The sequence below is a fragment of the Phycicoccus flavus genome (genome assembly GCF_004025965.2).
Classification (GTDB): Bacteria; Actinomycetota; Actinomycetes; order Actinomycetales; family Dermatophilaceae; genus Phycicoccus; species Phycicoccus flavus.
The window spans coordinates 25,752-49,070 of record NZ_SAYU02000027.1 but is presented as its reverse complement, the minus strand read 5'-3'; the positions used below and the strand labels follow the sequence as shown (position 1 = coordinate 49,070).

26 protein-coding genes and 1 pseudogene are annotated in these 23,319 nt (G+C 74.2%); 17 read left to right on the top strand and 10 right to left on the bottom strand.

What is annotated here, in order from left to right:
* The 4 genes and pseudogenes from EPD83_RS09910 to EPD83_RS09895 form a co-directional block, all read right to left on the bottom strand.
* A pseudogene (locus tag EPD83_RS09910) lies at positions 1-424 on the bottom strand (M15 family metallopeptidase); the annotation flags it as partial.
* Positions 425-444: 20 nt separating this feature from the next.
* The gene (locus EPD83_RS20970; RefSeq protein WP_322095780.1) at positions 445-1,098 is read right to left on the bottom strand and encodes a DUF3054 domain-containing protein; all 654 of its coding nucleotides are present in this window, start codon (positions 1,096-1,098) and stop codon (positions 445-447) included.
* Between the two features lie 29 nt (positions 1,099-1,127).
* Positions 1,128-2,120, bottom strand: coding sequence for a ribose-phosphate diphosphokinase (locus EPD83_RS09900; RefSeq protein ID WP_128365831.1), 993 nt, complete (start codon positions 2,118-2,120; stop codon positions 1,128-1,130).
* A gap of 58 nt (positions 2,121-2,178) precedes the next feature.
* Entirely contained in the window at positions 2,179-3,150 is a 972-nt protein-coding gene (locus tag EPD83_RS09895; RefSeq protein WP_128365832.1) for an alpha/beta hydrolase, read from the bottom strand.
* A gap of 20 nt (positions 3,151-3,170) precedes the next feature.
* On the opposite strand from EPD83_RS09895, the gene dop reads away from it, so the two are divergent.
* The 7 genes from dop (at position 3,171) to EPD83_RS09860 (ending at position 9,550) form a co-directional block, all read left to right on the top strand.
* Positions 3,171-4,721 (top strand): depupylase/deamidase Dop, encoded by a 1,551-nt coding sequence (gene dop / locus EPD83_RS09890; protein ID WP_128365833.1) that lies wholly within the window; start codon positions 3,171-3,173, stop codon positions 4,719-4,721.
* An 84-nt stretch (positions 4,722-4,805) separates the two neighbouring features.
* Positions 4,806-5,000 (top strand): ubiquitin-like protein Pup, encoded by a 195-nt coding sequence (locus tag EPD83_RS09885; protein WP_128365834.1) that lies wholly within the window; start codon positions 4,806-4,808, stop codon positions 4,998-5,000.
* Complete coding sequence (gene prcB / locus EPD83_RS09880) at positions 4,997-5,824, top strand: proteasome subunit beta (protein WP_128365835.1); 828 nt, start codon at positions 4,997-4,999, stop codon at positions 5,822-5,824. The genes EPD83_RS09885 and prcB overlap by 4 nt, the downstream gene beginning before the upstream one ends.
* Positions 5,821-6,651 carry a proteasome subunit alpha gene (gene prcA / locus EPD83_RS09875; protein ID WP_235950468.1) on the top strand — a complete coding sequence of 277 codons (831 nt, stop codon included), beginning with the start codon at positions 5,821-5,823 and terminating at the stop codon, positions 6,649-6,651. The genes prcB and prcA overlap by 4 nt, the downstream gene beginning before the upstream one ends.
* A complete protein-coding gene (gene pafA / locus EPD83_RS09870; RefSeq protein ID WP_128365836.1) occupies positions 6,648-8,030 on the top strand; it encodes a Pup--protein ligase in 1,383 nt (460 codons plus the stop codon). Before prcA ends, pafA begins: the two co-directional genes overlap by 4 nt.
* A 156-nt stretch (positions 8,031-8,186) precedes the next feature.
* Positions 8,187-9,137, top strand: a complete 951-nt coding sequence (locus tag EPD83_RS09865; RefSeq protein WP_128365837.1) for an FKBP-type peptidyl-prolyl cis-trans isomerase — start codon at positions 8,187-8,189, stop codon at positions 9,135-9,137.
* Positions 9,138-9,172: 35 nt separating this feature from the next.
* Complete coding sequence (locus tag EPD83_RS09860; protein ID WP_128365838.1) at positions 9,173-9,550, top strand: FKBP-type peptidyl-prolyl cis-trans isomerase; 378 nt, start codon at positions 9,173-9,175, stop codon at positions 9,548-9,550.
* Here the strand turns inward: EPD83_RS09860 and EPD83_RS09855 are convergent.
* Positions 9,534-10,631: a DUF3866 family protein gene (locus tag EPD83_RS09855; protein WP_235950464.1), complete on the bottom strand. Its 1,098-nt coding sequence runs from the start codon at positions 10,629-10,631 to the stop codon at positions 9,534-9,536. The genes EPD83_RS09860 and EPD83_RS09855 overlap by 17 nt on opposite strands.
* A 35-nt stretch (positions 10,632-10,666) precedes the next feature.
* On the opposite strand from EPD83_RS09855, the gene EPD83_RS09850 reads away from it, so the two are divergent.
* The 7 genes from EPD83_RS09850 (at position 10,667) to EPD83_RS09820 (ending at position 17,913) form a co-directional block, all read left to right on the top strand.
* The gene (locus EPD83_RS09850; RefSeq protein WP_128365839.1) at positions 10,667-11,680 is read left to right on the top strand and encodes a helix-turn-helix transcriptional regulator; all 1,014 of its coding nucleotides are present in this window, start codon (positions 10,667-10,669) and stop codon (positions 11,678-11,680) included.
* Positions 11,680-12,669, top strand: a complete 990-nt coding sequence (locus tag EPD83_RS09845; RefSeq protein ID WP_128365840.1) for a helix-turn-helix transcriptional regulator — start codon at positions 11,680-11,682, stop codon at positions 12,667-12,669. The genes EPD83_RS09850 and EPD83_RS09845 overlap by 1 nt, the downstream gene beginning before the upstream one ends.
* A 2-nt stretch (positions 12,670-12,671) precedes the next feature.
* The gene (locus tag EPD83_RS09840) at positions 12,672-12,986 is read left to right on the top strand and encodes a hypothetical protein (protein WP_128365841.1); all 315 of its coding nucleotides are present in this window, start codon (positions 12,672-12,674) and stop codon (positions 12,984-12,986) included.
* 34 nt (positions 12,987-13,020) lie between these two features.
* Positions 13,021-13,326, top strand: coding sequence for a Sec-independent protein translocase subunit TatA (tatA, locus tag EPD83_RS09835; RefSeq protein WP_128365842.1), 306 nt, complete (start codon positions 13,021-13,023; stop codon positions 13,324-13,326).
* A gap of 63 nt (positions 13,327-13,389) precedes the next feature.
* Positions 13,390-14,160, top strand: a complete 771-nt coding sequence (tatC, locus tag EPD83_RS09830; protein ID WP_128365843.1) for a twin-arginine translocase subunit TatC — start codon at positions 13,390-13,392, stop codon at positions 14,158-14,160.
* A gap of 27 nt (positions 14,161-14,187) precedes the next feature.
* The gene (locus EPD83_RS09825) at positions 14,188-15,078 is read left to right on the top strand and encodes a diacylglycerol/lipid kinase family protein (RefSeq protein ID WP_165566533.1); all 891 of its coding nucleotides are present in this window, start codon (positions 14,188-14,190) and stop codon (positions 15,076-15,078) included.
* A 21-nt stretch (positions 15,079-15,099) separates the two neighbouring features.
* The gene (locus EPD83_RS09820; protein ID WP_128366853.1) at positions 15,100-17,913 is read left to right on the top strand and encodes a DEAD/DEAH box helicase; all 2,814 of its coding nucleotides are present in this window, start codon (positions 15,100-15,102) and stop codon (positions 17,911-17,913) included.
* 27 nt (positions 17,914-17,940) lie between these two features.
* Here the strand turns inward: EPD83_RS09820 and EPD83_RS09815 are convergent, their stop codons facing one another.
* Positions 17,941-18,351, bottom strand: coding sequence for a VOC family protein (locus tag EPD83_RS09815; protein WP_205859489.1), 411 nt, complete (start codon positions 18,349-18,351; stop codon positions 17,941-17,943).
* 122 nt (positions 18,352-18,473) lie between these two features.
* On the opposite strand from EPD83_RS09815, the gene EPD83_RS09810 reads away from it, so the two are divergent.
* Positions 18,474-18,923, top strand: a complete 450-nt coding sequence (locus tag EPD83_RS09810) for a helix-turn-helix transcriptional regulator (RefSeq protein ID WP_128366852.1) — start codon at positions 18,474-18,476, stop codon at positions 18,921-18,923.
* Here the strand turns inward: EPD83_RS09810 and EPD83_RS09805 are convergent.
* The 3 genes from EPD83_RS09805 to EPD83_RS09795 all read right to left on the bottom strand — a co-directional run bounded on the left by EPD83_RS09805 (position 18,901) and on the right by EPD83_RS09795 (position 21,092).
* Positions 18,901-19,845: a 5'-3' exonuclease gene (locus EPD83_RS09805; RefSeq protein ID WP_128366851.1), complete on the bottom strand. Its 945-nt coding sequence runs from the start codon at positions 19,843-19,845 to the stop codon at positions 18,901-18,903. The two genes, EPD83_RS09810 and EPD83_RS09805, sit on opposite strands and share 23 nt — an antisense overlap.
* A gap of 139 nt (positions 19,846-19,984) precedes the next feature.
* Complete coding sequence (locus EPD83_RS09800; protein ID WP_165566532.1) at positions 19,985-20,659, bottom strand: hypothetical protein; 675 nt, start codon at positions 20,657-20,659, stop codon at positions 19,985-19,987.
* A 58-nt stretch (positions 20,660-20,717) separates the two neighbouring features.
* Positions 20,718-21,092 (bottom strand): nitroreductase family deazaflavin-dependent oxidoreductase, encoded by a 375-nt coding sequence (locus EPD83_RS09795; RefSeq protein ID WP_128368356.1) that lies wholly within the window; start codon positions 21,090-21,092, stop codon positions 20,718-20,720.
* 111 nt (positions 21,093-21,203) lie between these two features.
* On the opposite strand from EPD83_RS09795, the gene EPD83_RS09790 reads away from it, so the two are divergent.
* Together EPD83_RS09790 and EPD83_RS09785 are read left to right on the top strand one after the other, a co-directional pair.
* The gene (locus EPD83_RS09790; protein ID WP_128368355.1) at positions 21,204-21,626 is read left to right on the top strand and encodes an Lrp/AsnC family transcriptional regulator; all 423 of its coding nucleotides are present in this window, start codon (positions 21,204-21,206) and stop codon (positions 21,624-21,626) included.
* Positions 21,627-21,631: 5 nt separating this feature from the next.
* Entirely contained in the window at positions 21,632-22,213 is a 582-nt protein-coding gene (locus tag EPD83_RS09785) for a DinB family protein (protein ID WP_128368357.1), read from the top strand.
* On the opposite strand, the gene EPD83_RS09780 is transcribed toward EPD83_RS09785, so the two are convergent.
* A complete protein-coding gene (locus EPD83_RS09780; protein WP_165566531.1) occupies positions 22,210-23,307 on the bottom strand; it encodes a DUF1015 family protein in 1,098 nt (365 codons plus the stop codon). The genes EPD83_RS09785 and EPD83_RS09780 overlap by 4 nt on opposite strands.
* Between the last annotated feature and the right edge of the window lie 12 nt (positions 23,308-23,319).

Sequence of the window (23,319 nt, the reverse complement as noted above, 5' to 3'; positions counted from 1 at the left end):
TGCCGACCGCGCCGAGCGGGTGGTCCGGGGCGTTGCAGTCGATGGCGGTGCCGCTGGAGTGGTTGGACAGGGTGGTGCTCCCGGAGATCTCGCGGTAGCTGTGACCCCAGCAGCCGGGGGAGTAGAGCGCCTCCACCGTCGCGTTAAACTGCACCGCGACGTACCTCAGCACGGTGTAGACGTCGCCGGTCCGGACGCCGGCCGGGAAGGTGGCCGCCCCGACGGACAGCGTGGCCAGGGGCACCTGGCTGGAGGTGCCCGCGGGCCAGCCGTTCTGCGAGGTGGCGGCGAGGGCGCCCTCGGCGGTGGCGGCGCCCACTCCTCCGGCGACGAGCAGTCCGCCCGCCCCCCGGAGGAGGTGGCGGCGAGCGAGGCGACGCTGCGGCTCGGGGGTGGGATCGTGGGTGGTGTGCTCGTCGCACATGGCGCGGCTCCTCGGGAAGGTCACGGAACGGTCACGAACCGGCCCGACGCTACGAACCGTCGGCGGCACCCGCCAGCCGGAGCGCGCGCCCCCGGCGTCCCCGGGGTCGCCCGACGCAGGGGGAGGCGCGCGTCGTCGCAGGTCAGGCCGGTCGCGTAAAAGTTCGGCAAAGACCTGGTCAGCGACGGCCCCCTCCGTCGGACCGTCGAGACTCCGCGGGCCACGAGCCCCCGGCGGTGCAGCACCGGCCGCGAGGGCCACGACGACGACGCCGGCGTCGCCCGACCCGCAGGCCACCCGGGAGCGGCACCCCGACGACGACGACCGTCCCGACGGCCGGCGAGGAACGACGCGGTGGGGTCAGGAGACGACGCGGGCCAGGAGGCGCCAGCCGAGCAGGAGGACCGTGAGCACGACGGTGGCGACGACGACGAACGACACCGCGACCCCTGGCCCGTGGCCGCCCGCAGCAGCATCCCCACCGCCACGGCCCCGACGACGACGACCGCACCGAAGGCGAGGGTGCGCGGGCCCCCGTCGACGACGAGCGCCGCGGCGACCCAGCCCACCGCCGCCCCGGCGAGGAACGGCCACGCCGTGCGCAGCAGGCCGGGGAGGTCCAGCCCCTCGGCGTGCGACCGGCGCCCGACCGCGGCGAAGACGAGGACAAGCACGGCGTCCAGCACCGCGGGGAGCAGCCGCGTCACCCCGGGACCCCGTCGAACAGCGAGCGCTGCCGCGGGGGCGCGTGCATCGGGTCGACGCCGTCGAACAGACTGGAGACCGACTCGCCGTCGTGGATGCGCTTGATGGCCTCGGCGAAGAGCCCGGCGACCGAGCGCACCCGCAGGGCCGGCCAGTCCGGCGGCGCAGGGACGGTGTCGGTGGTGACGACCTCGGAGATCATCGGGTGGTCGCGCAGCCGCTGCACCGCCTTGCCGGCGAACAGCCCGTGGGTGCAGGCGACGGCGGCCTCGGTGACGTCCTGGTCGCGGAGCCGGTCGAGCAGCTCGACGATGCTGCCGCCGGTGGCGATCTCGTCGTCGAGGACGATGGCCCGCTTGCCGAGCACGTCGCCGACGATCGAGTCGATGACGACCCGGTCGTCGCCGAGCCGCTTCTTGGACCCCGCGGCCACCGGCAGCCCGAGCAGCCGGGCGAACTGGGTCGCGTCCTTGGCGTTGCCGAGGTCGGGGGAGACGACGACGGTGTCGGTGAGGTCCTGGTCGCGGAAGTGGGCCGCGAGCTCGCCGAGCGAGGTGAGGTGGTCGACCGGCACGGAGAAGAAGCCGTGCACCTGCGGGGCGTGCAGGTTCATCGTGATGACCCGGTCGACGCCGGCCGTGGAGATGAGGTCGGCGACGAGCCGGCCGCCGAGCGAGATGCGCGAGGCGTCCTTCTTGTCCGAGCGGGCGTAGGCGTAGTGCGGGATGACCGCCGTGACCATCGCGGCGGACGCGCCCCGCGCGGCGTCGACCATGAGGAGCAGCTCCATGAGCGAGTCCTGGGTCGGCGGCACGAGCGGCTGGACGATGTAGACGTCGCGCTGGCGGCAGTTGGCCAGCAGCTGGGCCTGGAGGCAGTCGTTGCTGAACCGGCTGGTGAAGGACTCCGAGAGCGGCACCCCGAGCGCGTCGCAGATCCGGTGCGCGAGGTCGCGGTGCGCGGATCCGGAGAAGACGACGATCTCCCGCATGCCGCCAGCGTAGACGCGCCGGTGGCCCGTTCGGTCCGGCGGGCCCGGCCGATCCCGGTCAGGCCAGCGCGCGACGGAGCTCGGTGACGAGCTCGGACCACTGCTGGCGCCCGACCGGCGTGGCGCCGGGGAAGAACGAGAAGCCGTGCGGCACCCGCAGGTAGTTCGTCAGCCGCGTCCGCACCCCCGCCGCCTCCAGCGCCTCGGCGTAGCGGATGCCGTCGTCGCGGATGGGGTCGAGGTCGGCGGTCTGGACCAGCGCCGGAGGCAGCCCCGCGAGGTCGCCCCAGAGCGGCGAGACGAGCGGGTCGCGCGGGTCGGCGCCCGGCGGGAGGTAGTGGTCGCGGAAGGCGTCGACCGCGGCCCGGTCCAGGACCGGGGCGTGGCGGTGCTCGTCGAGCGACGGCGAGGCCATCGTGAGGTCGGTGGCGGGGTAGACGAGGGCCTGGTGGCGCAGGTGGTCCATGCCGTGGTCGCGCATCACCTGGGCGACGACCGCGGCGAGGTTGCCGCCGGCCGAGTCGCCGGCGACCGCCATCCGGTGGGTGTCGGCCCGCAGCGCGTCGCCGGCGGCCGCGACCCACGTCGTCGCGTCGACGCAGTCCAGCGCCGCCCGCGGGGCGCGGTGCTCGGGCGCCATCCGGTAGTCGACGGAGACGACGACCGCGCCGACCCCGGCGGCGATGTGGGTGCAGATCGGGTCGTAGTCGACGACGTTGCCCCACACCCAGCCGCCGCCGTGGAACCACATGACGACGGGGACGTCCGGGGTGCCGTCGCGCAGGGCCCGGGGTCGGTAGATGCGCAACGGGATCTCGTGGTCGTCGCGGGCGGGCGCGGTCCCGTAGGTGATGCCGACCGACGGGTCGACCGGGCCCAGGATCGCGCGGTGCAGCCGCGTCCGCGGCTGGACGGCCGCCCGCTGTCGCTGGATGTGCTCGATGTCGGCGCCGGTGATGCCCGGGCGGCCGAGGTCGGCGACGAGGGAGACGAGGGTCGTGAGCGGGGACATGCCGCGGTAGCTGCGCATCGGCTCAGTATCGTCGGGGGATGACGGTGCGGCGCGTGATGGGGATCGAGACCGAGTACGGGATCGTCGTCCCCGGCGACCCGCAGGCGAACCCGATGGTCGCCTCCGGCGACGTCGTCACCGCCTACGCGACCTCGCGGGGGATCCGCCCGGCGCGCGCCAGCTGGGACTACGCCGACGAGGCGCCGCTGCGGGACGCCCGCGGCTTCGACATGGGCCGGGGCCAGGCCCACCCGAGCCAGCTCACCGACACCGAGGACCCGACGCTGGCCAACGTCGTCCTCACCAACGGCGCCCGCCTCTACGTCGACCACGCCCACCCGGAGTACAGCTCGCCCGAGGTGACGACGCCCCGGGCCGCCGTGACGTGGGACCGCGCGGGGGAGCTCGTCATGCGCGAGGCCGTCGCCCGCCTGGCCACGCTGCCGCCCGGCGTCAACCTCTACAAGAACAACACCGACGGCAAGGGCGCCAGCTACGGCACCCACGAGAACTACCTCATGTCGCGGGCGACACCGTTCGCCGAGGTCGTGCGCCACCTCACGCCGTTCTTCGTGGCCCGCCAGGTCATGTGCGGCAGCGGCCGGGTCGGCATCGGTGTCGACTCCCGCACCCCCGGCTACCAGATCGCCCAGCGCAGCGACTTCTTCGAGGTCGAGGTCGGCCTGGAGACGACGCTCAAGCGCCCCATCATCAACACCCGCGACGAGCCGCACGCCGTCGCCGACCGCTACCGCCGCCTCCACGTCATCATCGGCGACTGCAACCACGCCGACGTCGCGAACCTGCTGAAGATGGGCACGACCTCGCTCGTGCTCGCGATGGTCGAGGCCGGCGCCTTCGACGTCGACCTCTCGGTGCGACGCCCGGTGACGACGCTGCACGAGGTCTCGCACGACCCCACCCTGCAGACGAAGCTCGAGCTCGTCGACGGCCGCCGGATGACCGCCGTCGAGCTGCTGTGGGAGTTCCACGACCGGACCGCCCGCTTCGCCGACGAGCGCTCCGGCGGCGAGCCCGACGACGACACCGCCGAGGTCCTGCACTGGTGGTCCACCGTCCTGGACCGGCTGGGCCGCGACCCCATGGAGGCCCGCCGCGAGGTCGACTGGGTGGCGAAGCTCGCCGTGCTCGAGGGCTACCGCGAGCGCGACGGCCTCGGCTGGGGCGACCCGCGGCTCAAGGCCGTCGACCTCCAGTGGTCCGACGTGCGCGCCGACCGGGGGCTGGCGCACCGGCTGCAGGCCGCCGGCCGCCTCGAGGTGCTCGTGTCCGACGACGACGTCGCCCGCGCCGTCACCGAGCCGCCGGCCGACACCCGGGCCTGGTTCCGCGGCACCTGCCTCGCGCGCTTCCCGGACGACGTCGTCGCCGCCTCCTGGGACTCGGTGATCTTCGACGTCGGCCAGCGGATGCTCCAGCGGGTGCCCATGCTCGAGCCGCTGCGGGGCACCGAGGCGGGGGTCGGCGACATCGTGCGGTCCGCCCCGGACGCCGCGACGCTGCTGCGCGCGCTCGCCGCCACCGACGACCGCCCCGGCCCGCCGCCGCCCCCGGACGTCGACGTCTGAGCCGTCCGTCGCGCGGTCGCCCGACCCGCGCCGGACCTCGCCGACTAGGCTCGGGGGAGTCCCGACGCACCAGGAGGTGTCAGCATGGCCGGCCAGGAGCAGATCAAGCCGCAGCGGCGCGACGACGGTCCCGACGACGGCGACGCCCCCGAGGTCGCGGCGGCCGCACCCGCCGCGCAGACGAGCGAGATCGACGACATCCTCGACGAGATCGACGGCGTGCTGGAGTCCAACGCCGAGGAGTTCGTCCGCGGGTTCGTCCAGAAGGGCGGCCAGTGACCGCGGGTCCGGAGTCCGGGCGCCTGCCGTCGGCCTACCTCGTGCCGGGGTCCTCCTCGTTCACCGAGTTCCTCTCGGCCCACGCGCCGGCGCTGCTGCCCTCGCGCCGCCCGCTGCCGCCGCAGGCGACCCTCGACGCCCCGCACGGCACGACCATCGTCACCGTGACCTTCCGCGGCGGGGTCGTCATGGCCGGGGACCGCCGGGCGACGATGGGCAACATCATCGCCAATCGCGACATGGAGAAGGTCTTCGCCACCGACGAGTACAGCCTCGTCGGCATCGCGGGCACGGCGGGCCTGGCCATCGAGCTCGTCCGCCTCTTCCAGGTCGAGCTCGAGCACTACGAGAAGATCGAGGGCACGCTCATGTCCCTCGAGGGCAAGGCCAACCGGCTGGCCTCGATGATCCGCGGCAACCTCGGCATGGCCATGCAGGGGCTCGCGGTCGTGCCGATGTTCGCCGGGTACGACCTCATCGAGGACCGCGGCCGGATCTTCTCCTACGACGTCACGGGCGGCTGCTACGAGGAGCACGACCACCACAGCGTCGGTTCGGGCTCGCTCTTCGCCCGGGGAGCGATGAAGAAGCTGTACCGCCGCGACCAGGCCGCGGGCGACGCCGTCCGGGTGGCCGTCGAGGCCCTCTACGACGCCGCCGACGACGACTCCGCCACCGGCGGCCCGGACGTCGGCCGCCGGATCTGGCCCACCGTCGGGGTCGTCGACGCCGAGGGTGCCCGGTTCGTCACGGACGACGAGGTGGCCGGGGTGGTCGAGGCCGTCATCGCCGACCGCCGCGACAACCCGGGAGGTGCGCGATGAGCGCCGGCATGCCGTTCTACGTCTCGCCCGAGCAGCTGATGAAGGACCGGGCGGACTTCGCGCGCAAGGGCATCGCGCGCGGCCGGGCGGTCGTCGTCCTCCAGTACGACGGCGGCGTCGCGTTCGTCGCCGAGAACCCGAGCCGGGCGCTGCACAAGGTCTCCGAGATCTACGACCGGATCGCCTTCGCCGCGGTCGGCAAGTACCCGGAGTTCGAGAACCTCCGGGTCGCCGGCGTCCGGTACGCCGACCTGCGCGGCTACTCCTACGACCGGTCCGACGTCACCGCCCGCGGCCTGGCCAACGCCTACGCGCAGACCCTCGGCACCGTCTTCACCCAGGAGTCCAAGCCCTACGAGGTCGAGCTCGTCGTCGCGGAGGTCGGTGACACCGCCGACGGCGACCAGATCTACCGGCTCACCTACGACGGCTCGGTCGGCGACGAGCACGGCTACGTCGCGATGGGCGGCGGCGCCGAGCAGATCGACGCCGGCCTGCAGCAGGACTGGCGCCCCGGCATGCACCTCGCGGACGCCCTCGCGCTGGCCGTCCGCCAGCTCGGGGCCGACCCCGCCGGCGGCGAGCCGCGGACGCTGACCGGCGACCAGCTGGAGGTCGCGGTGCTCGACCGGAACCGGCCGCGCCGCCGCTTCCGCCGCGTCCAGGGCGAGCTGCTCACCCGGCTGCTCAGCAGCGAGGACCCGACGGCCGACGTGCCCGTGCCCGACGAGGACGACAGCCCCCGGGCGAGCTCGACGAACCCGCAGACCCAGCGCGACTCCGAGCGTGACCAGGACCGCGACGTGGACGGCGGCGCGGACGCGTGAGCACCCGCGGCACCCGCCGGATCTTCGGGATCGAGAACGAGTACGGCATCACCTGCTCCACCGCGGGCCAGCGCACGCTGACCCCGGACGAGGTGGCGCGGTACCTCTTCCGCAAGGTCGTCGCCTGGGGCCGCTCGAGCAACGTCTTCCTCACCAACGGCTCGCGCCTCTACCTCGACGTCGGCTCGCACCCCGAGTACGCGACGGCCGAGTGCGACTCCGTGCGGCAGGTCGTCACCCACGACCGGGCGGGGGAGCGCATCGTCGAGGGGCTCGTCGCCGACGCCCAGACCCGCCTGCGCGAGGACGGCGTCCAGGGCGACATCTACGTCTTCAAGAACAACACCGACTCCGCGGGCAACTCCTACGGCTGCCACGAGAACTACCTCGTGACCCGGGCGGGGGAGTTCCAGGCGCTGTCCGAGACGCTGCTGCCGTTCCTCATCAGCCGCCAGCTGACCTGCGGGGCGGGCAAGGTCGTCACGACGAGCAAGGGCGCCTCATATGCCCTGAGCCAGCGCGCGGACCACATCTGGGAGGGCGTCTCCTCGGCCACGACGCGGAGCCGCCCGATCATCAACACCCGGGACGAGCCGCACGCCGACGCCGAGCACTACCGCCGGCTGCACGTCATCGTCGGCGACTCGAACATGGCCGAGCCGACGACGATGCTCAAGATCGGCTCGGCCGACCTCGTGCTGCGGATGGTCGAGGCCGGGGTCGTCATGCGCGACCTCACCCTGGAGAACCCCATCCGCGCCATCCGTGAGATCTCGCACGACATGAGCGGCCGGCGGACCGTGCGGCTCGCCAACGGCCGCGAGCTCTCGGCGCTGGACCTCCAGCGCGAGTACCACGCGAAGGCCAGCGAGTTCGTCGCCCGGGAGGGGACCGCCGACCCGCTGCACGCGCGGGTCCTGGACCTCTGGGACCGCACCCTGACCGCCGTCGAGACCGGCAACCTCTCGCTCGTCGGCACCGAGATCGACTGGGTCATCAAGCACCGGCTGCTCGAGGACTACGCGACCCGCCACGGCCTGGACCTGGACCACCCGCGGCTGGCGCAGATCGACCTGGCCTACCACGACATCGACCGCAGCCGCGGGCTGTTCTACCTGCTCCAGCGACGCGGGCGGGTCTCGCGCGTCGTGTCCGACCCCGAGATCTTCGAGGCCAAGGTCCGCCCGCCGCAGACGACACGGGCCAAGCTGCGCGGCGACTTCATCCGCGCCGCGCAGGAGCACCGCCGCGATTTCACCGTCGACTGGGTGCACCTCAAGCTCAACGACCAGGCCCAGCGCACCGTGCTGTGCAAGGACCCCTTCCTCGCGCAGGACGCGCGCGTCGATCGGCTCGTCGAGGGCATGGCCACGCCCTGAGCGACCCCCTGACCTGACCCCCGGCACCGGTCCTGACCTGCGGGTTCGACGGTTCTCCCAGGCTCCGATGCGGGAATCCACACCTCCCGCGGTTATCGTGGACGACTCGCCCGGCGCCGCACCCGGCGCCGCCCCCGACCCGAGGATCCTCCCCCCGTGCCCGCTCGCCTCACCACCGCCCTGACCGCCCTCGCCCTGGCCGGAGCCACGATGCTCTCGGCCTGCGGTGAGGACGCTCCCGCCGCGCCGCCGGCCTCGACGCTCGAGGCGGTCCAGGTCACCGGCGCCGAGTCCAAGGAGCCGACCGTCAAGGTCGACGCCCCGATCGACCTGCCGCGCACCGAGTCCGAGGTCATCGACCAGGGCGACGGCGCCGAGATCCAGCAGGACGACCTCGTCTCGCTGCAGGCGGTGCTCGTCAACGGCGCCGACGGCAAGACCCTGACGAGCACGTGGAAGCAGGGCCCGGTCGGCCTCGACCTCGGCTCCGAGGGCCTCTTCGCGTCCTTCAAGAGCCAGCTGCCGGGCAAGACGGTCGGCAGCCGGGTCGTCATCGCCTCCACCCCGGCCGACGCCTACGGCGATACCGGCAACGAGGAGCTCGGGGTCGGCAAGGACGACCCGGTGATCTTCGTGCTCGACCTCGTCGGCGCCACGAAGGTGCTCGACTCCGCGCAGGGAACGGACGTCGCGCCGAAGAAGGGCCTGCCGACGGTGAAGATGAACGACGGCAAGCCCGCGACCATCACCGTCCCCAAGGGCGCGAAGGCCCCGAAGAACACCGTCGTGCAGCCGCTGATCGAGGGCGAGGGCGCCAAGGTCAAGGAGGGGCAGACGGTGCGGGTGTCCTACACCGGCGCGCTGTTCCGCAACGGCAAGGTCTTCGACTCCAGCGCCAACCGCCCGCAGCAGCCGTACTTCGAGTTCCCCGTCGGCCAGGGCCAGGTCATCAAGGGCTGGGACGACAGCATCGTCGGCCAGAAGGTCGGCAGCCGTCTCCTGCTCGTCATCCCGCCGAAGGACGGCTACGGCTCGGCCGGCAGCGGTGACACGATCAAGGGCAACGACACCCTCGTCTTCGTCGTCGACATCCTCGCGGCCTACTGAGCCGTCGCCGCAGACCACCGACCCCAGGAGCACCCATGAGCGAGCCCACGAAGCCCGAGATCGACTTCCCCGGGGACGAGCCGCCCACCGAGCTCGTCGTCGAGGACATCACCGTCGGTGACGGCGCGGAGGCCACGCCGGGCAGCACCGTCCTCGCGCACTACGTCGGGGTGGCGTACTCGACCGGCGAGGAGTTCGACGCCTCGTGGAACCGCGGCCAGCCGCTGGACTTCCGGCTGGGCGTCGGCATGGTCATCGCCGGCTGGGACGAGGGCATCGTCGGGATGAAGGTCGGCGGGCGCCGCAAGCTGCTCATCCCGCCGCACAAGGCCTACGGCGACCGCGGCGCGGGCGGGGTCATCGCGCCCGGAGAGTCCCTCGTCTTCGTCGTCGACCTCATGGACGTGCGCTGAGCGACGCCGCGTGCGCGCCGGCCGCGGCCGCCACGAGAAAGGGCGCCGGGTCCTGCGCGTAGCCGCGCCCCATCGTCGAGAGGGGCACGGACGAGCTCCGCAGCGCGTCGTCGAGCCCGTCGACCGGCACGTCGACGACGGTGAGCCGGGCGCGGGCCCCGGTGACGAGCGCGTCGGCCTGCGAGCGGACCAGAGCGTCGAGCGCGGGGTCCGGCAGCCGGGTCACCGGCACGTCGGCGGGCACGAGCAGGGCGCTCCCGTACGCCGTGCGGCTGTGGTGGCTGATGCCGCGGTGCCGGTCGCGGGCGTCGGCCCCGGACACCCGCAGCGAGGCGACCGCCCGGCCACCGAGCACGTCGGCGGCGTGGAGGGCCTCGGCCGCGGCGACGCCCGAGTACCCCCACCGCGTGCCCGTGCCGACGTTCCCCGGACCCTGGGCGACGACGACGACGTCCGCGCCGACGACGTGGAGGGCGGCGAGCAGCCCGGTGTGCACGGTGACGGCCTCGTGGTCGCCGCCGAACGCCTGCCCGACGGTGAGGCAGGCGACGAGGCGGCCGGCCTCGCGCAGCCCCGCGACCGCCCGGGAGAAGGCCGCGGGCAGCGCGCCGCCGTCGGTCATCACGTACGCCACCCGGGCCTGCGGCGCCACCGCGTGCACGCCGGCGACCACCGCGGGCAGCGCGCTGTGCAGGTCGGCGACGACCACCGGCAGCCCGTCGAGGTCGTCGGCCTCGGCCAGCAGGTCGTGGTGCGGGCTGTCCTGCTCGTCGACGGCCAGGAGCATCTGCTGCAGCGGGGTGTACCGGGCCTTGACGATGTGCCCGGGACCGGCCGGCGGGTCCGCGAGCAGGGCGTCCGGGCGGGCGACGACGAACGCGAGCCCGCCGGTGCCGAGACCGCGCAGAAGCGCCGAGGCGTTGAGCAGCACGGTCTCGCCGGGCTCAGGGGCCCCGGTGACGGCGGTGTAGGCGAGGGCGCGGACCTCCTCGCCGGAGCCGTCGAGGACCACCGTGAGCTCGCTCGCGCCGGGCCACCGCCGGACCTCTTCGCGGACGGTCCCGGCGCGCCACTGCATCACGCGGGCAGCGTAGCCGCCCGTGTACCGTCTCCCGGGTGACGAGCGAGACCGGGGGCGGTGCGCCGAGCGCGGCGCAGGCCAAGACCGAGCGGCTGCTCAACCTCGTCCTCGTCCTCCTCTACACCCGGCGGCCGCTGCCCAAGGCGCAGATCCGCCGGCTCGTGCCGCAGTACGACACCGGGGCCAGCGCCGAGGCCTTCGAGCGGATGTTCGAGCGCGACAAGGACGAGCTGCGCGAGCTCGGCATCCCGCTGGTCACCGAGGACATCGACGTGCTCTGGGAGGACGAACCCGGCTACCGGATCCACCAGCGCGACTACGCCCTGCCCGACATCGCCTTCGAGCCCGACGAGCTCGCCGTCCTCGGTCTCGCCAGCCGGACCTGGGCCCAGGCCTCGCTGGCCGGTCCGGCGGCCCAGGCGCTGCGCAAGCTGCGGGCCGCCGGGGTCGAGCGGGACGAGGGCGCCCTCATCGGGATCGAGCCCCGGCTGCGGACCGCCGAGCCCGCGTTCGACGTCGTCAAGGACGCCGTGCTGCGCCGGGTGCGCCTCCGCTTCGGCTACCGCCGACCGGAGGCCGCCGAGGTCACCGAACGGCACGTCCGGCCCTGGTCGCTCGTCTCGTGGCACGGCCGCTGGTACCTCAACGCCTGGGACGAGGACCGCGAGGCCCCCCGGGTCTTCCGGCTCTCCCGGATCACCGGCCCGGTGCGCACGGTCGGGCGCGCCGGCGCCTTCGAGGTCCCCGCGGACCACGAGGCCGAGGTGATGACCCGCGCCGTCGCCGCGCCGCCGACCCAGCCCAGCCCGGCGGTCCTGCGGGTGCGCCGCGGCGCCGGCCACGCGCTGCGCCGCCGCGCGCGGACCGTCGGCGAGGTCGACGAGCTCTGGTCGCTCGTCGACCTCGACTACGGCGACCTCGACGCCTTCGCCGAGGAGGTCGCGGGCTACGGCGCCGACGTCGTCGCCGAGCAGCCGCCCGAGCTCGTCGACGCCGTCGTGGCCCGCCTGCGCGGCGCCCTCGTGGCCCACGGGGGAGGGGAGGGCTGATGCCGCCCGCGGCCCAGGAGACGGCGACCGCCCGGCTCACCCGCCTGCTGACGATGGTCCCGTGGCTCGTCAACCGCCAGGGCATCGACGTCACCCGCGCCGCCGCCGACCTCGGCGTCAGCACCGAGCAGCTCGAGGCCGACCTCCAGCTGCTCTTCCTCTGCGGCTACGGGCAGATGCCCGACGAGCTCATCGAGGCCGACTGGGAGGGCGGCCGGGTCTTCGTCGGCAACGCCGACTCCATCGCCCGGCCCCTGCGGCTCGGGGTCGACGAGGCCGTGACCCTCATCGTCGGGCTCCGCGCCCTGCGCGAGGTGCCCGGGCTCGACGAGCGCGACGCCGTGGACCGCGCCCTGGCCAAGCTGGAGTCGGCGGCGGGAGATGCCGCCGCCCCCGCCGACCGGGTGCGGGCCGAGGTCGCCGAGGGCGGCTCGGCCGAGCTGCTCGCCCGGGCCCGACGGGCCATCGCCGGCCAACGACGGGTGCACCTGCGCTACGTCGTCCCGGCCCGCGACGAGGCCACCGAGCGCGACGTCGACCCCATGCGGGTCGTCGGCATCGACGGCCAGTGGTACCTCGAGGGCTGGTGCCACCGGGCCGAGGACACCCGGCTGTTCCGGATGGACCGGGTCGAGGAGCTCGAGGTGCTCGACGTCGACGGCACCCCGCCGCCCCAGGCCACCGAGCGGGACCTGTCCGAGGGCACCTTCCGTCCGGCCGCGGACGACGTGTCGGTGCTGCTGCACCTGCTGCCCGGCGCGACCTGGGTGTCGGACTACTACGCCGTCGACTCCGTCGAGGAGGTCCCGGCCGACGAGGGCGGCGGCCGGCGCGTGCGGCTGCGGACCGCCGACACCGCCTGGCTGCGGCGCCTGCTGTGGCGGCTCGGGGGCCGCGGCGTCGTCCTCGAGCCCGCCGACGTCGTCGCGGAGGTCCGTGAGGGCGCCGCGGCCGCCCTGGACGGCTACGGCGCGGCCGGGCGGTCCTGACCGTGCTGCCCTCGTGGGGCTGGGTGCTGCTCTGGGCGGTCCTCGTGCTCGGTGGCGGGGTGCTCGTCGGCCTGCGGGTGCGCGACGCCTGGCGCAGCGCCAGGGCCCTGGCCGCGGAGGTCGGCCGGGCGACCCGGACCCTGGAGGCGCTGGAGACGCACGGCGAACGGATGCGGGCCGAGACGGAGGGCGTCACAGCGGTCACGCAGGATCCGCACAGCGTCCGGGAGCAGTATCGGACGCAGCGGGAACAGCAGCGGTCCGCCCGGCTCGCGCGACGGTCGCGGCGGATGCCACGCTGGGCCCGCGTACAGTGACAGGGACATCGACCGCGGAAGGGCGGGACCAGGCATGCTCAGGAACTTCGGAGCACCAGAGATCATCATCATCGCGGTGCTCGTCATCCTCATCTTCGGGTGGAAGCGTCTCCCGGACGCGGCCCGCAGCCTCGGCCGGTCGGCCCGGGTGTTCAAGTCCGAGGTCGACGAGATGAAGAAGGAGCACCAGGCGGGCAAGACCGACGCCTCCTCCGACACCGTCCGCGGCGACCTCGCGCGCGAGCGCTCGGTCGACGACACCGTGCGTCCGGACCCGGACGGCAACGCCGTCCACGAGCGGACCCCGCGCACGGACAACCAGTCCGGCACCGGCGCCTGACGCCGGGGGTTCTCGCGCTCGATGGCCCTCCCGCGCCGACGCCCTCGCGACCCCGAGGGCCGGATGACGCTGACGGAACACTTCAAGGAGTTCCGTCGGCGTCTGTTCCTGTCGGCTGCCGCCGTGCTCGTCGGGGCCCTTCTCGCGGGGTACTTCTACGACCCGATCTTCGAGTTCCTCAAGGCGCCGTTCCAGGCCTACGCCGACGCCCACCCGCGCAACGACATCAGCCTGAACTTCGCCGAGGCGACGTCGGCGTTCAGCAACCTCATCAGCCTGTCGATCTTCGTCGGCGTCATCGGGTCCAGCCCGGTGTGGATGTACCAGCTGTGGGCGTTCATCGTCCCGGGGCTGACCCGCAAGGAGAAGCGGCTGTCCCTGACGTTCATCGCCGCCACGGTGCCGCTGTTCCTCGCCGGGTGCTGGCTGGGCTACACGATCCTGCCGCAGAGCCTCTCGATCCTCTACGGGCTGTCACCGGACGGGACGTCGAACATCCAGCAGGTGTCGATGTACTTCTCGTTCGTCACCCGCTTCATCCTCGTCTTCGGCCTGGGCTTCCTCTTCCCCGTCTTCCTCGTCGGGCTCAACCTCATCGGGGTCCTGCCGGCCGCCAAGCTCATCCAGGGCTGGCGGGTCGCGATCGTCCTCATCTTCGTGTTCGCCGCCGTCGCCACGCCCACCGCCGACCCGTTCACGATGTTCGTCTTCGCCGCGCCGCTGGTCGTCCTGTACTTCGCGGCCTGGTTCCTCTGCCATCGGATGGACAAACGCCGCGAGGCCAACCGTCCGGAGTGGCTGGAGGTCGACGACACCGAGGCCTCCGAGCTCTGAGGTCACCGACCCGCTAGCGTGCGCGGCATGGCGCCGCGGCTCGGGATCGTCGTCAACCCGACGGCGGGGAGGAACGCCGGCCGCCGGACCGGCCGCGACGTGCTGGACCTGCTGCGGAGCGCCGGCGCCGACGTGCACGACCTGTCCGCCGCCGACGCCGCGGGCGCGCTGGCCCGGGCACGGGCGGCCGTCGCCGACCGCTCCGTCGACGCCCTCGTCGTGGTGGGCGGTGACGGCATGGTGCACCTCGGTGCCAGCGTGTGCGCCGGCACCGACGTGCCGCTCGGGATCGTCGCGGCCGGGACCGGGAACGACATCGCCCGCGAGCTCGGCCTGCCCGTCCGCGACCCGGCGGCGGCCGTCGAGCGGGTCCTCGCCGGCCGGACCCGCGCGGTCGACGCCGTTCGCAGCGTGGGCGGCCCCGGTGAGCCCCGCTGGTTCGTCGGGGTCCTCGCCGCCGGGTTCGACGCCGTCGTCAACGAGCGGGCCAACCGCTGGCGGTGGCCGACGGGCGCGACGCGCTACACCCTCGCCGTCCTGCGCGAGCTGCCGGTCTTCCGGCCGATCCCGTACGTCCTCACCCTCGACGGTGTGCGGCACGTGACCGACGCGATGCTCGTCGCCGTCGGGAACGGTCCGGCCTACGGCGGCGGGATGCGGGTCACGCCGGACGCGTCCTTCGACGACGGGCTGCTGGACGTCCTCGTCCTGCACCGGCTGCCCGTCCCCGAGTTCCTCCGCGTGTTCCCCTCGGTCTTCCGCGGCGAGCACGTGCACCATCCCGCCGTCGAGGTGCTGCGGGCGCGGGAGGTGCGCCTGGAGGCCCGCGGCATCGTCGCCTACGCCGACGGCGAGCGGTTCGCGCCGCTGCCGCTGGACCTGCGGGTCGTCCCGGGTGCCCTGCACGTGCTGGCCTGAGCGCTGACGTAGCCTGGCGTCATGCCCAGTCCCGCCGAGCGGTACGCCGCGGCCAAGGCACGGGGGCGCCGGGAGCGGTCCGAGCTCGGCCGGTTCACCGCCGGCCTCGAGTTCCCCCTCGACGACTTTCAGCTCCGCGCCTGCGAGGCCGTCGAGGAGGGCAGGGGCGTGCTCGTCGCCGCGCCCACCGGCGCCGGCAAGACCATCGTCGGGGAGTTCGCCGTCCACCTCGGCCTGGCCACCGGCCGCAAGACGTTCTACACGACGCCGATCAAGGCGCTGTCGAACCAGAAGTACCACGACCTCGTCCGGCAGCACGGCGCCCAGAACGTCGGCCTGCTCACCGGCGACTCCTCGGTCAACGGCGACGCCCCCGTCGTCGTCATGACGACGGAGGTCCTGCGCAACATGATGTACGCGGGCTCCTCGACGCTCACCGGGCTGGGGTTCGTCGTCATGGACGAGGTCCACTACCTCGCCGACCGGTTCCGCGGCGCCGTCTGGGAGGAGGTCATCATCCACCTGCCGGAGTCGGTGCAGGTGGTGTCCCTCTCGGCGACGGTGAGCAACGCCGAGGAGTTCGGGGACTGGCTGGCAGAGGTGCGCGGCAACCACGAGGTCGTCGTCTCCGAGCACCGGCCGGTGCCGCTGTTCCAGCACATGCTCGTCGGAACGACGATGTTCGACCTCTTCGCGGGCAACCGGGTGAACCCCGACCTCCTGCACGCCATCCGGGGCGCCGAGCAGCGCGGGCGGTACACCGAGGACGCCCGGCGGCTCGGGGGCCGCGAGCGGATGGGCAAGCGCGCCGGGCGCGGCCGCCGCGACCCCACACCGCCCCGCGGGCCCGGGGGCGGCCCCGGCGGCCGGGGGTTCGCCCGGGGCGGGCGACCGGGCGGCGGCGCGACCCGGGCCGAGGTCGTCGAGGACCTCGACCGCGAGGGGCTGCTGCCGGCCATCACCTTCATCTTCAGCCGGGTCGGCTGCGAGGCCGCGGTCGGGCAGCTGCTCGCCGCCGGGACCCGCCTCGTGCCGGAGCGTGACGGGGAGCGGATCCGGAGACACGTCGAGGACCGGGTCGAGTCCCTCGCCGACGAGGACCTCGGGGTCCTCGGCTACTGGGACTTCGTCGAGGGCCTGACCCGGGGCTTCGCCGCGCACCACGCCGGGATGCTCCCGCTGTTCCGGGAGATCGTCGAGGAGCTGTTCACCGCCGGCCGGATCCGGGCGGTCTTCGCGACCGAGACCCTCGCCCTCGGCATCAACATGCCGGCCCGCACCGTCGTCCTCGAGAAGCTGGTCAAGTACAACGGCGAGGCGCACGTCGACATCACCCCGGCGGAGTACACCCAGCTCACCGGGCGGGCCGGGCGGCGCGGCATCGACGTCGAGGGGCACGCCGTCGTGCAGTGGACCCGCGGCATGGACCCGATGGCGGTCGGCGGCCTCGCGACGACGCGCACCTACCCGCTGCGCTCCAGCTTCCGCCCGACCTACAACATGGCGGTCAACCTCGTGGCGCAGGTCGGCCGCGAGACGACCCGCGAGCTCCTCGAGACCTCCTTCGCGCAGTTCCAGGCCGACCGCGCCGTCGTCGGCATCGCGACCCAGCTACGTCGGAACGAAGAAGGCCTCGACGGCTACGCGGACGCGATGCACTGCGACTTCGGCGACTTCCGCGAGTACGCCCGGATCCGCCGCGAGCTCGCCGACGCCGAGAAGGACGGCCGCAAGGCGCGTGCGGCCTCGCGCCGGGCCGAGGCCGCCGTCTCGATGGAGCGGCTGCGGGTCGGCGACGTCATCCGCATCCCGTCCGGCCGCCGGGCCGGGTGGGCGGTCGTCGTGCAGCCGGCCCGGACGGCCAAGGGCGCCCCGACCGGGCCGGGCGTCGTCACCGAGGACAAGCAGTTCCGCCGGCTCACCCTCGTCGACGTGCCGGAGCCCGTCGAGGCCATGGCCACGGTCAAGGTGCCCTCGCACTTCAACCCCAAGTCGCCCAAGGCCCGCCGCGACCTCGCGACGTCCCTGCGGATCGCGACCCCGCACGGCATCGAGGACTCGCCGTCGCGTCGGGGCCGCGGCGAGTCCGCCTCCGGGGACACCGAGCTCGTCGACCACCTGCGCCGGCAGCTGCGCGACCACCCGTGCCACCAGTGCCCCCGCCGCGAGGAGCACGCCCGGTGGGCCGAGCGCTGGTGGCGGCTGCGCCGCGAGACGACCGGGCTGCAGCGCCGGGTCGAGGGCCGCACGAACACCGTCGCGCGGACCTTCGACCGGATCTGCGACGTCCTGGAACGGCTGGGCTACCTCTCCGACGGCGGCACGCTCGTCACCGAGCGGGGTCAGCGGCTCCGCCGTCTCTACAGCGAGCGGGACCTGCTCGCGGCCGAGTGCCTCCGCGAGGACGTGTGGAAGCGGCTCGACGCGCCCGGCCTGGCCGCCGCGGTGTCGGTGCTGGTCCACGAGCCGCGGCACGAGGAGGCGGAGGTCTCGCCCCGGATGCCGAACGACGAGGTCGCCGAGGCCGTGCGGGCCACCGAGCGGCTGTGGTCGCGCATCGAGGAGCTGGAGACCGAGCACGACCTGCCGTCGACCTCCATGCCGGACGGCGGCATGGCCTGGATGGTGCACCGGTGGGCGTCCGGCGGCCGGCTGGAGGACGTGCTGCGCGGCCAGGACATGGCGGCCGGGGACTTCGTGCGGCGGTGCAAGCAGCTCGTGGACCTCGTCGACCAGGTCGGCGACGCCGCGACCGACCCCGAGCTGCGGCGGACCGCCCGGCAGGCGGTCGACGCGGTGCTGCGCGGCGTCGTCGCCGCCGACCGCCTGGACTGAGCGGCGCCGGCCGGGGCGTCCCCGGCGTCAGCCGCCGTGGACCTCGCCGATCCGGATGTGGTTGCCGAAGGGGTCGCGGATCGCGAAGTCGCGGCCGTAGGGCTGCTCGACGATCTCCTGGGTGACGTCGGCTCCGGCCGCGGTCACCTGCGCGAACATGCCCTCGACGTCGTCGGTGGTGAACGCGAGCCAGCCACCTCCGGCGCCCTTGGTCACCAGGGCCCGGATCTGCTCGGCGGTGTCCTCGTCGTGCGCCGGCACGCCCGGCTTCTCGAGGAGGATCGACTTCGGGTCGCCGGGCACGCGGACGGTGAGCCAGCGCATCGGGCCGAAGTCCATGTCCTGCTCGACCTCGAGGCCGAGGACCTCGGTGTAGAAGCGCAGGGCCTCGTCCTGGTCGAGGACGAAGATCGAGGAGATGTTGTTGCGGGTCAGCACGGGGGGTCCTTCCGGTCGGGCCGCCGTCGGCGGCGGGTTCGGAAACGACGCTAGGGCGACCCGGGTCCCGTGCGCTTCTCCGAAAGTGCGGTCCGCGGCGGCCGGGGTCCTACGGTGGACGCGTGGGCGCCGCGCAGGAGGACCGGAACCGCCGGCTGCTGCGGGCCCGGGACGCCATCGACCGGCGCAGCACCGAGGACCTGGACGTCGACGCGCTGGCCGCGATCGCGCTCATGGGACGGTCGCACTTCATCCGCGAGTTCGCGCGGACCTTCGGCGAGACCCCGCACCGCTACCTGCAGCGGCGGCGCATCGAGCGGGCCATGACGCTGCTGCGGACGACCGACACCCCGGTGACCGACGTCTGCATGGCCGTCGGGTTCTCGAGCCTCGGCACCTTCAGCCGGACGTTCTCGGAGGTGGTCGGGGTCTCGCCGAGCGTCTTCCGGGCCGGGTCGGACCCGGCGACGGCCTTCGTCCCCACCGCCTTCCGGATGCGGTGGACCCGGCCGGCGGGGGAGCGGGGCGGGGCGACCGACGCGGCTCCGGTCAGTCAAGACCCAGTGCCGTGAGCAGCCGCCCCACCGGGTTCTCGATGCCGTAGCGCGCGGCGAGCTCGTCGAGGGCCAGGCGGTCGGCGACCTCCGCCGGGAGGGCCAGGTCGGCGTCGGGCACGTCGGCGTCGCGCACGACGCGCACGACGCGCGGGGCGACGTCCAGGTAGTCGGCGGCGGCCTCGAGGTTGGCCCGGCGGGCGCCCTTGATGGCCGGGTCGCCGTCGTCCACGGCCGTCCGGAGCCCGGCGAGCGAGCCGTACTCGGCGATGAGCGCGGCCGCGGTCTTGTCGCCGATGCCCTTGACACCGGGAAGGCCGTCGCTGGTGTCGCCGCGCAGGACCGACATGTCGAGATAGGCGTCGCCGGTGGGGACCCCGTACTTCTCGGCCAGGGCGGCGGCGGTGAACACGTCGGGCTCGCGGACCCCACCCTTGCCGGTGTAGAGGACGCGCACCTCGTGCTCGTCGTCGACGAGCTGCAGCAGGTCGCGGTCGCCGGTGACGACGTCGACCGGCATGACGCCGTGGTGACGGGTGGCCAGCGTGCCGATGACGTCGTCGGCCTCGCACTCCGGCACCCCGATGCGGGCGATGCCGACCGCGGCCAGCGCCTCGCGGATCACCGGCACCTGCGGGGTGAGGTCGTCGGGGCTCTCCTCGGCGGTGTCCGAGCCCTCGGTGAGCCGGTGCGTCTTGTACGTGGGGACGAGGTCGACGCGCCACTGCGGGCGCCAGTCGTCGTCCCAGCAGGCGACGAGGTGGGTGGGGGAGTGCGCGGTGACGAGCGTCGAGATCATGTCGAGGAACCCGCGCAGCGCGTTGACCGGCGGCTCGGAGTCGTTCGTGCGCTGGTCCGGCACCCCGTAGAACGCCCGGAAGTACAGCGACGCGGAGTCGAGCAAGAGCAGCTTGTGCGGACGGCTGGGGTCGGGCGCCATGGGCGCGAGCGTACGCGGACCGTCACCGTCACCCACCGCGGATGATGCGGACGGGCGGTGCAACTGCCGGGTCACCGGGCAGGAAGACCGGCGCTGGTCGACGGCGCCGGGGACCACCGGGCCGCGCGGAACGGGACGGTCAGCGGACCCAGACGCGCAGGGGTCCGAGGGGCTCGAAGCCCCCGGCGAGCATGGCGTCCAGGTCGGCGCCGACGGCGTGGTCGACGACGGCCCGGCTGGGAGCCGCGGCGGCGGCGAGGGCCAACAGCTCGCCGGGGTCCGGCGGTGCCCCGTCGGCGGTCCAGGAGTTCGACAGGCCGAGCACCGGCGCCGCGTCGTGCAGCACGGTGCCGGCCAGCAGGTCCTCACCCTCGCTGCGGACCAGCACCCGGAAGCGGGGGTGCGCCCACAGGTCGTCGGGCAGCACGCCCACCGTGTCGTGCTGCACGTTCCACCGGCGCATGAGCGCGTCGTCGGCCACCCGGCTCCATCCCGGCGGCGGGTCCGCCGCCGGCACCGGGTCGTGGCGCAGCCAGGTGGCGGTGAAGAGGACGTCGAAGCCGTGCGGAGCGAGGTCGAGGAGAGCGAAGCCGTCGGCGACCGAGCCGGAGGGGTGCGGCTCCATCCGCGCCAGGACGCCGGCGGGGTCCGTGGTCGGCACCAGGGTCTTCACGGCCGAGTGCCACCGCGGCGGCGGGCCCTCCGCCCACCACAGGGCCCCGTCGCAACCGGTGTCGGTCCCGTGGAGCCCGAAGACGTCGTCGTACCAGGCACGGCTCGCCGCCACCGCCTGGCGCAGGCCCTCGTCGCTCACCGGGACCATTGTGCGCCCTCACCTGCGCGTTCGCGGCCCCGGCGGGGCCGACCGGCGGTCAGGCGGCGCGGGACTCCGCCCGGCGCAGGGTCACGATCGGTGCCCGGGCGACCCAGGAGTCCAGGGAGTGCCCCTGCCGGGAGTACCACGGCTGGACCCGCCAGATCTCGCGGACCAGGGCCCGACGCGCGGCCGGGTCGGTGACCTCGGTGGCGACGACGTCGACGTCGCGCTCGGGCCCGGTCAGGTGCAGGCGGGCCCGGGGGTCGGCGCGCAGGTTCGCGAGCCAGTCGCGGCGGCCCGGGGTGCCGGTGACGACGACCTCGCCGTCCACGACGACGTACCAGATCTCGATGCGGCGCCCGGCTCCCGAGCGGCGGCCGGTCGTCGTCAGCTCGCAGGACCCGGTGGGGCGCAGGTCGGTGACGTCCATGAGCCGAGTCGAACACCTCCAGCGCACCTGAGGTCAAGTCGGTGCGCGAGGCCGGTCCCGCTCGTGGCGTGCTCCTGTGCGCCGCTCCCACCGCGCACTACGCTGACGCGCGTGGAAGACCTCGACCGGCGGATCGTCGACCTCCTCACCGAGGACGGGCGGATGAGCTACACGGATCTCGGCAAGGCGCTGGGCATGTCGACGTCCGCGGTGCACCAGCGGGTGCGCCGGCTGGAGGAGCGCGGGGTCGTGCGCGGCTACACCGCCAAGGTCGACCACCGGGCGCTGGGGCGACAGCTGACCGCGTTCATGTCCGTCACGCCGCTGGACCCCGGTGCGCCGGACGACATCCCGCAGCGGCTCCAGGACATCCCCCAGATCGAGGAGTGCCACTCGGTGGCCGGGGACGAGAGCTACATCCTCAAGATCCGCGTGGCGACGCCGACCGACCTCGAGGAGCTCATCGGCCGGATCCGGGGCGCCGCACACGTCTCGACGCGCACGACCGTGGTCCTCTCGACCCCCTGGGAGTGACCCGGGTGCCGTCGGTCCCGGCCGGTCTCGCGAGCGACCTGCACCGCTACCTCCAGGACGCCCGCGACGCCGTGCTGCGCGCCGTCGACGGGGTTCCCGAGTACGACGCCCGGCGCCCGCTGACGCCGACGGGGACGAACCTGCTCGGCCTGGTCAAGCACCTGGCCGGCGTCGAGATCGGCTACCTGTCGGAGGCCGTCGGGCGCCCGGCGCCGACCCTGCCGTGGGACGCGGACGGGTCGGTCCGGGAAGGGGGCGACATGTGGCTGCGCGCCGACGAGACCCGCGACTGGGTGCTCGGGCTCTACCGCGAGGCGTGGGCGCTGTCCGACGCGAGCCTCGCCGCCCTGCCGCTGGACCACCCGGCCGAGCCGTCGTGGTGGCCGGAGGCTACACGACGGACGACCTTCGGGCACCTCGTCGTGCGCGTCACGGCCGAGACCGCCCAGCACGCCGGGCACCTGGAGATCCTCCGGGAGCAGCTGGACGGGCAGGCCGGCCACGACCACGACATGGTCGACGACGCCGGCTGGGACCGGTTCCTGGCGACGATCCAGGCCGCCGCCGACGCCCACCGCGGGGTCTAGGCCGTCCCGACGGTCGCGACGTCCCGCGGGGCCCGGAGGAACACCCCGGACGCCGGCTTGGGCGCGAAGAACGTGCTCTTGGCGGGCACGACCTCACCGGCGTCGGCGATCGCCGTGACGACCTCCAGCGCCGGAGCGGGCGGGACGAGGAGGGCGCCGCCGTTGGCGTCGCAGGCCGTGACGAGCACCTCGGTGAGCTCCCGCACCGGCTCGACCCGGGTCTGCGGCGGCAGGTGGTCCAGGACGAGCGCGTGGAGCAGCGACACGTCGAGCCCCGCCGAGCCGGGCGGGCGCTCGCCGGTGAACCGTGCTCCGTACCAGCGCCCTCCCACGTAGACCGCGCTGCCGTCGCGGGCGGCGTCGTCGGCGTCGGTGGCCGGTCGCACCGCGAACGCGCGGCGCAGCAGGTCGAGCAGGAGCTCCGCGTCCACCGGACCGTGGACCCAGCGGTCGAAGGAGTCCAGCCGCAGCCCGCCGAGCGAGTACACCGCGCAGAGGACGCCGTGGCCCGGGGCGCGCCCGGAGTGCTCCCACACCTCGAGCGCGGCCGCCACCCGGTGGTGCCCGTCGGCGATGTAGTGCAGTCCCGTCTCCAGCTCGCGGCACAGCGCGTCGGTCCTCGCGCCCGGGGGCACCCGCCACACCGTCTGCCGGGTCCCGTCCGCGCCGGGGACGTCGAGCAGCGGCGGCGACGCCAGGGCCTCGGCCACCACCTGCTCGGCCACCGGTCCGGCGTGGTGCATCGTGCTCACGAGCTCGACGCGCTGCGGCACCGACTCCAGGTAGCGCGCCAGCGCGTCGACCCGGTCGGGCTGCACCTCCTCGTGGCGCAGGACCCGGCCGGCGACGAATACCTCGGGCGCGAGGTCGCACACGATCCCGACGTGGTCGGCGTTCGCCGTCCGCTGCCGGTAGACGTAGACGGCCTCCGGCATGGGGTCGAACGCCTCGGGGTGGACCGGGCGCGGCCCGGACCGCGCGGCCACCGCGGTCTCGGCCATCGCGGCGACCTCGTCGGCCGCGGCGTCGGCCCGGACCAGCCAGGCCGCGAAGGGACGCACGGACCCGGAGGTCATCGTCGGCGGCTCGGTCACCGGCACAGCGTA

Bases quoted from the DNA above. Each gene is read 5' to 3' on its own strand.
- EPD83_RS09900 (WP_128365831.1), bottom strand. From the start codon at position 2,120: ATGCGGGAGATCGTCGTCTTCTCCGGATCCGCGCACCGCGACCTCGCG.
- EPD83_RS09895 (WP_128365832.1), bottom strand. From the start codon at position 3,150: ATGCGCAGCTACCGCGGCATGTCCCCGCTCACGACCCTCGTCTCCCTC.
- dop (WP_128365833.1), top strand. From the start codon at position 3,171: ATGACGGTGCGGCGCGTGATGGGGATCGAGACCGAGTACGGGATCGTC.
- EPD83_RS09885 (WP_128365834.1), top strand. From the start codon at position 4,806: ATGGCCGGCCAGGAGCAGATCAAGCCGCAGCGGCGCGACGACGGTCCC.
- prcA (WP_235950468.1), top strand. From the start codon at position 5,821: ATGAGCGCCGGCATGCCGTTCTACGTCTCGCCCGAGCAGCTGATGAAG.
- EPD83_RS09860 (WP_128365838.1), top strand. From the start codon at position 9,173: ATGAGCGAGCCCACGAAGCCCGAGATCGACTTCCCCGGGGACGAGCCG.
- EPD83_RS09845 (WP_128365840.1), top strand. From the start codon at position 11,680: ATGCCGCCCGCGGCCCAGGAGACGGCGACCGCCCGGCTCACCCGCCTG.
- tatA (WP_128365842.1), top strand. From the start codon at position 13,021: ATGCTCAGGAACTTCGGAGCACCAGAGATCATCATCATCGCGGTGCTC.
- tatC (WP_128365843.1), top strand. From the start codon at position 13,390: ATGACGCTGACGGAACACTTCAAGGAGTTCCGTCGGCGTCTGTTCCTG.
- EPD83_RS09825 (WP_165566533.1), top strand. From the start codon at position 14,188: ATGGCGCCGCGGCTCGGGATCGTCGTCAACCCGACGGCGGGGAGGAAC.
- EPD83_RS09820 (WP_128366853.1), top strand. From the start codon at position 15,100: ATGCCCAGTCCCGCCGAGCGGTACGCCGCGGCCAAGGCACGGGGGCGC.
- EPD83_RS09805 (WP_128366851.1), bottom strand. From the start codon at position 19,845: ATGGCGCCCGACCCCAGCCGTCCGCACAAGCTGCTCTTGCTCGACTCC.
- EPD83_RS09795 (WP_128368356.1), bottom strand. From the start codon at position 21,092: ATGGACGTCACCGACCTGCGCCCCACCGGGTCCTGCGAGCTGACGACG.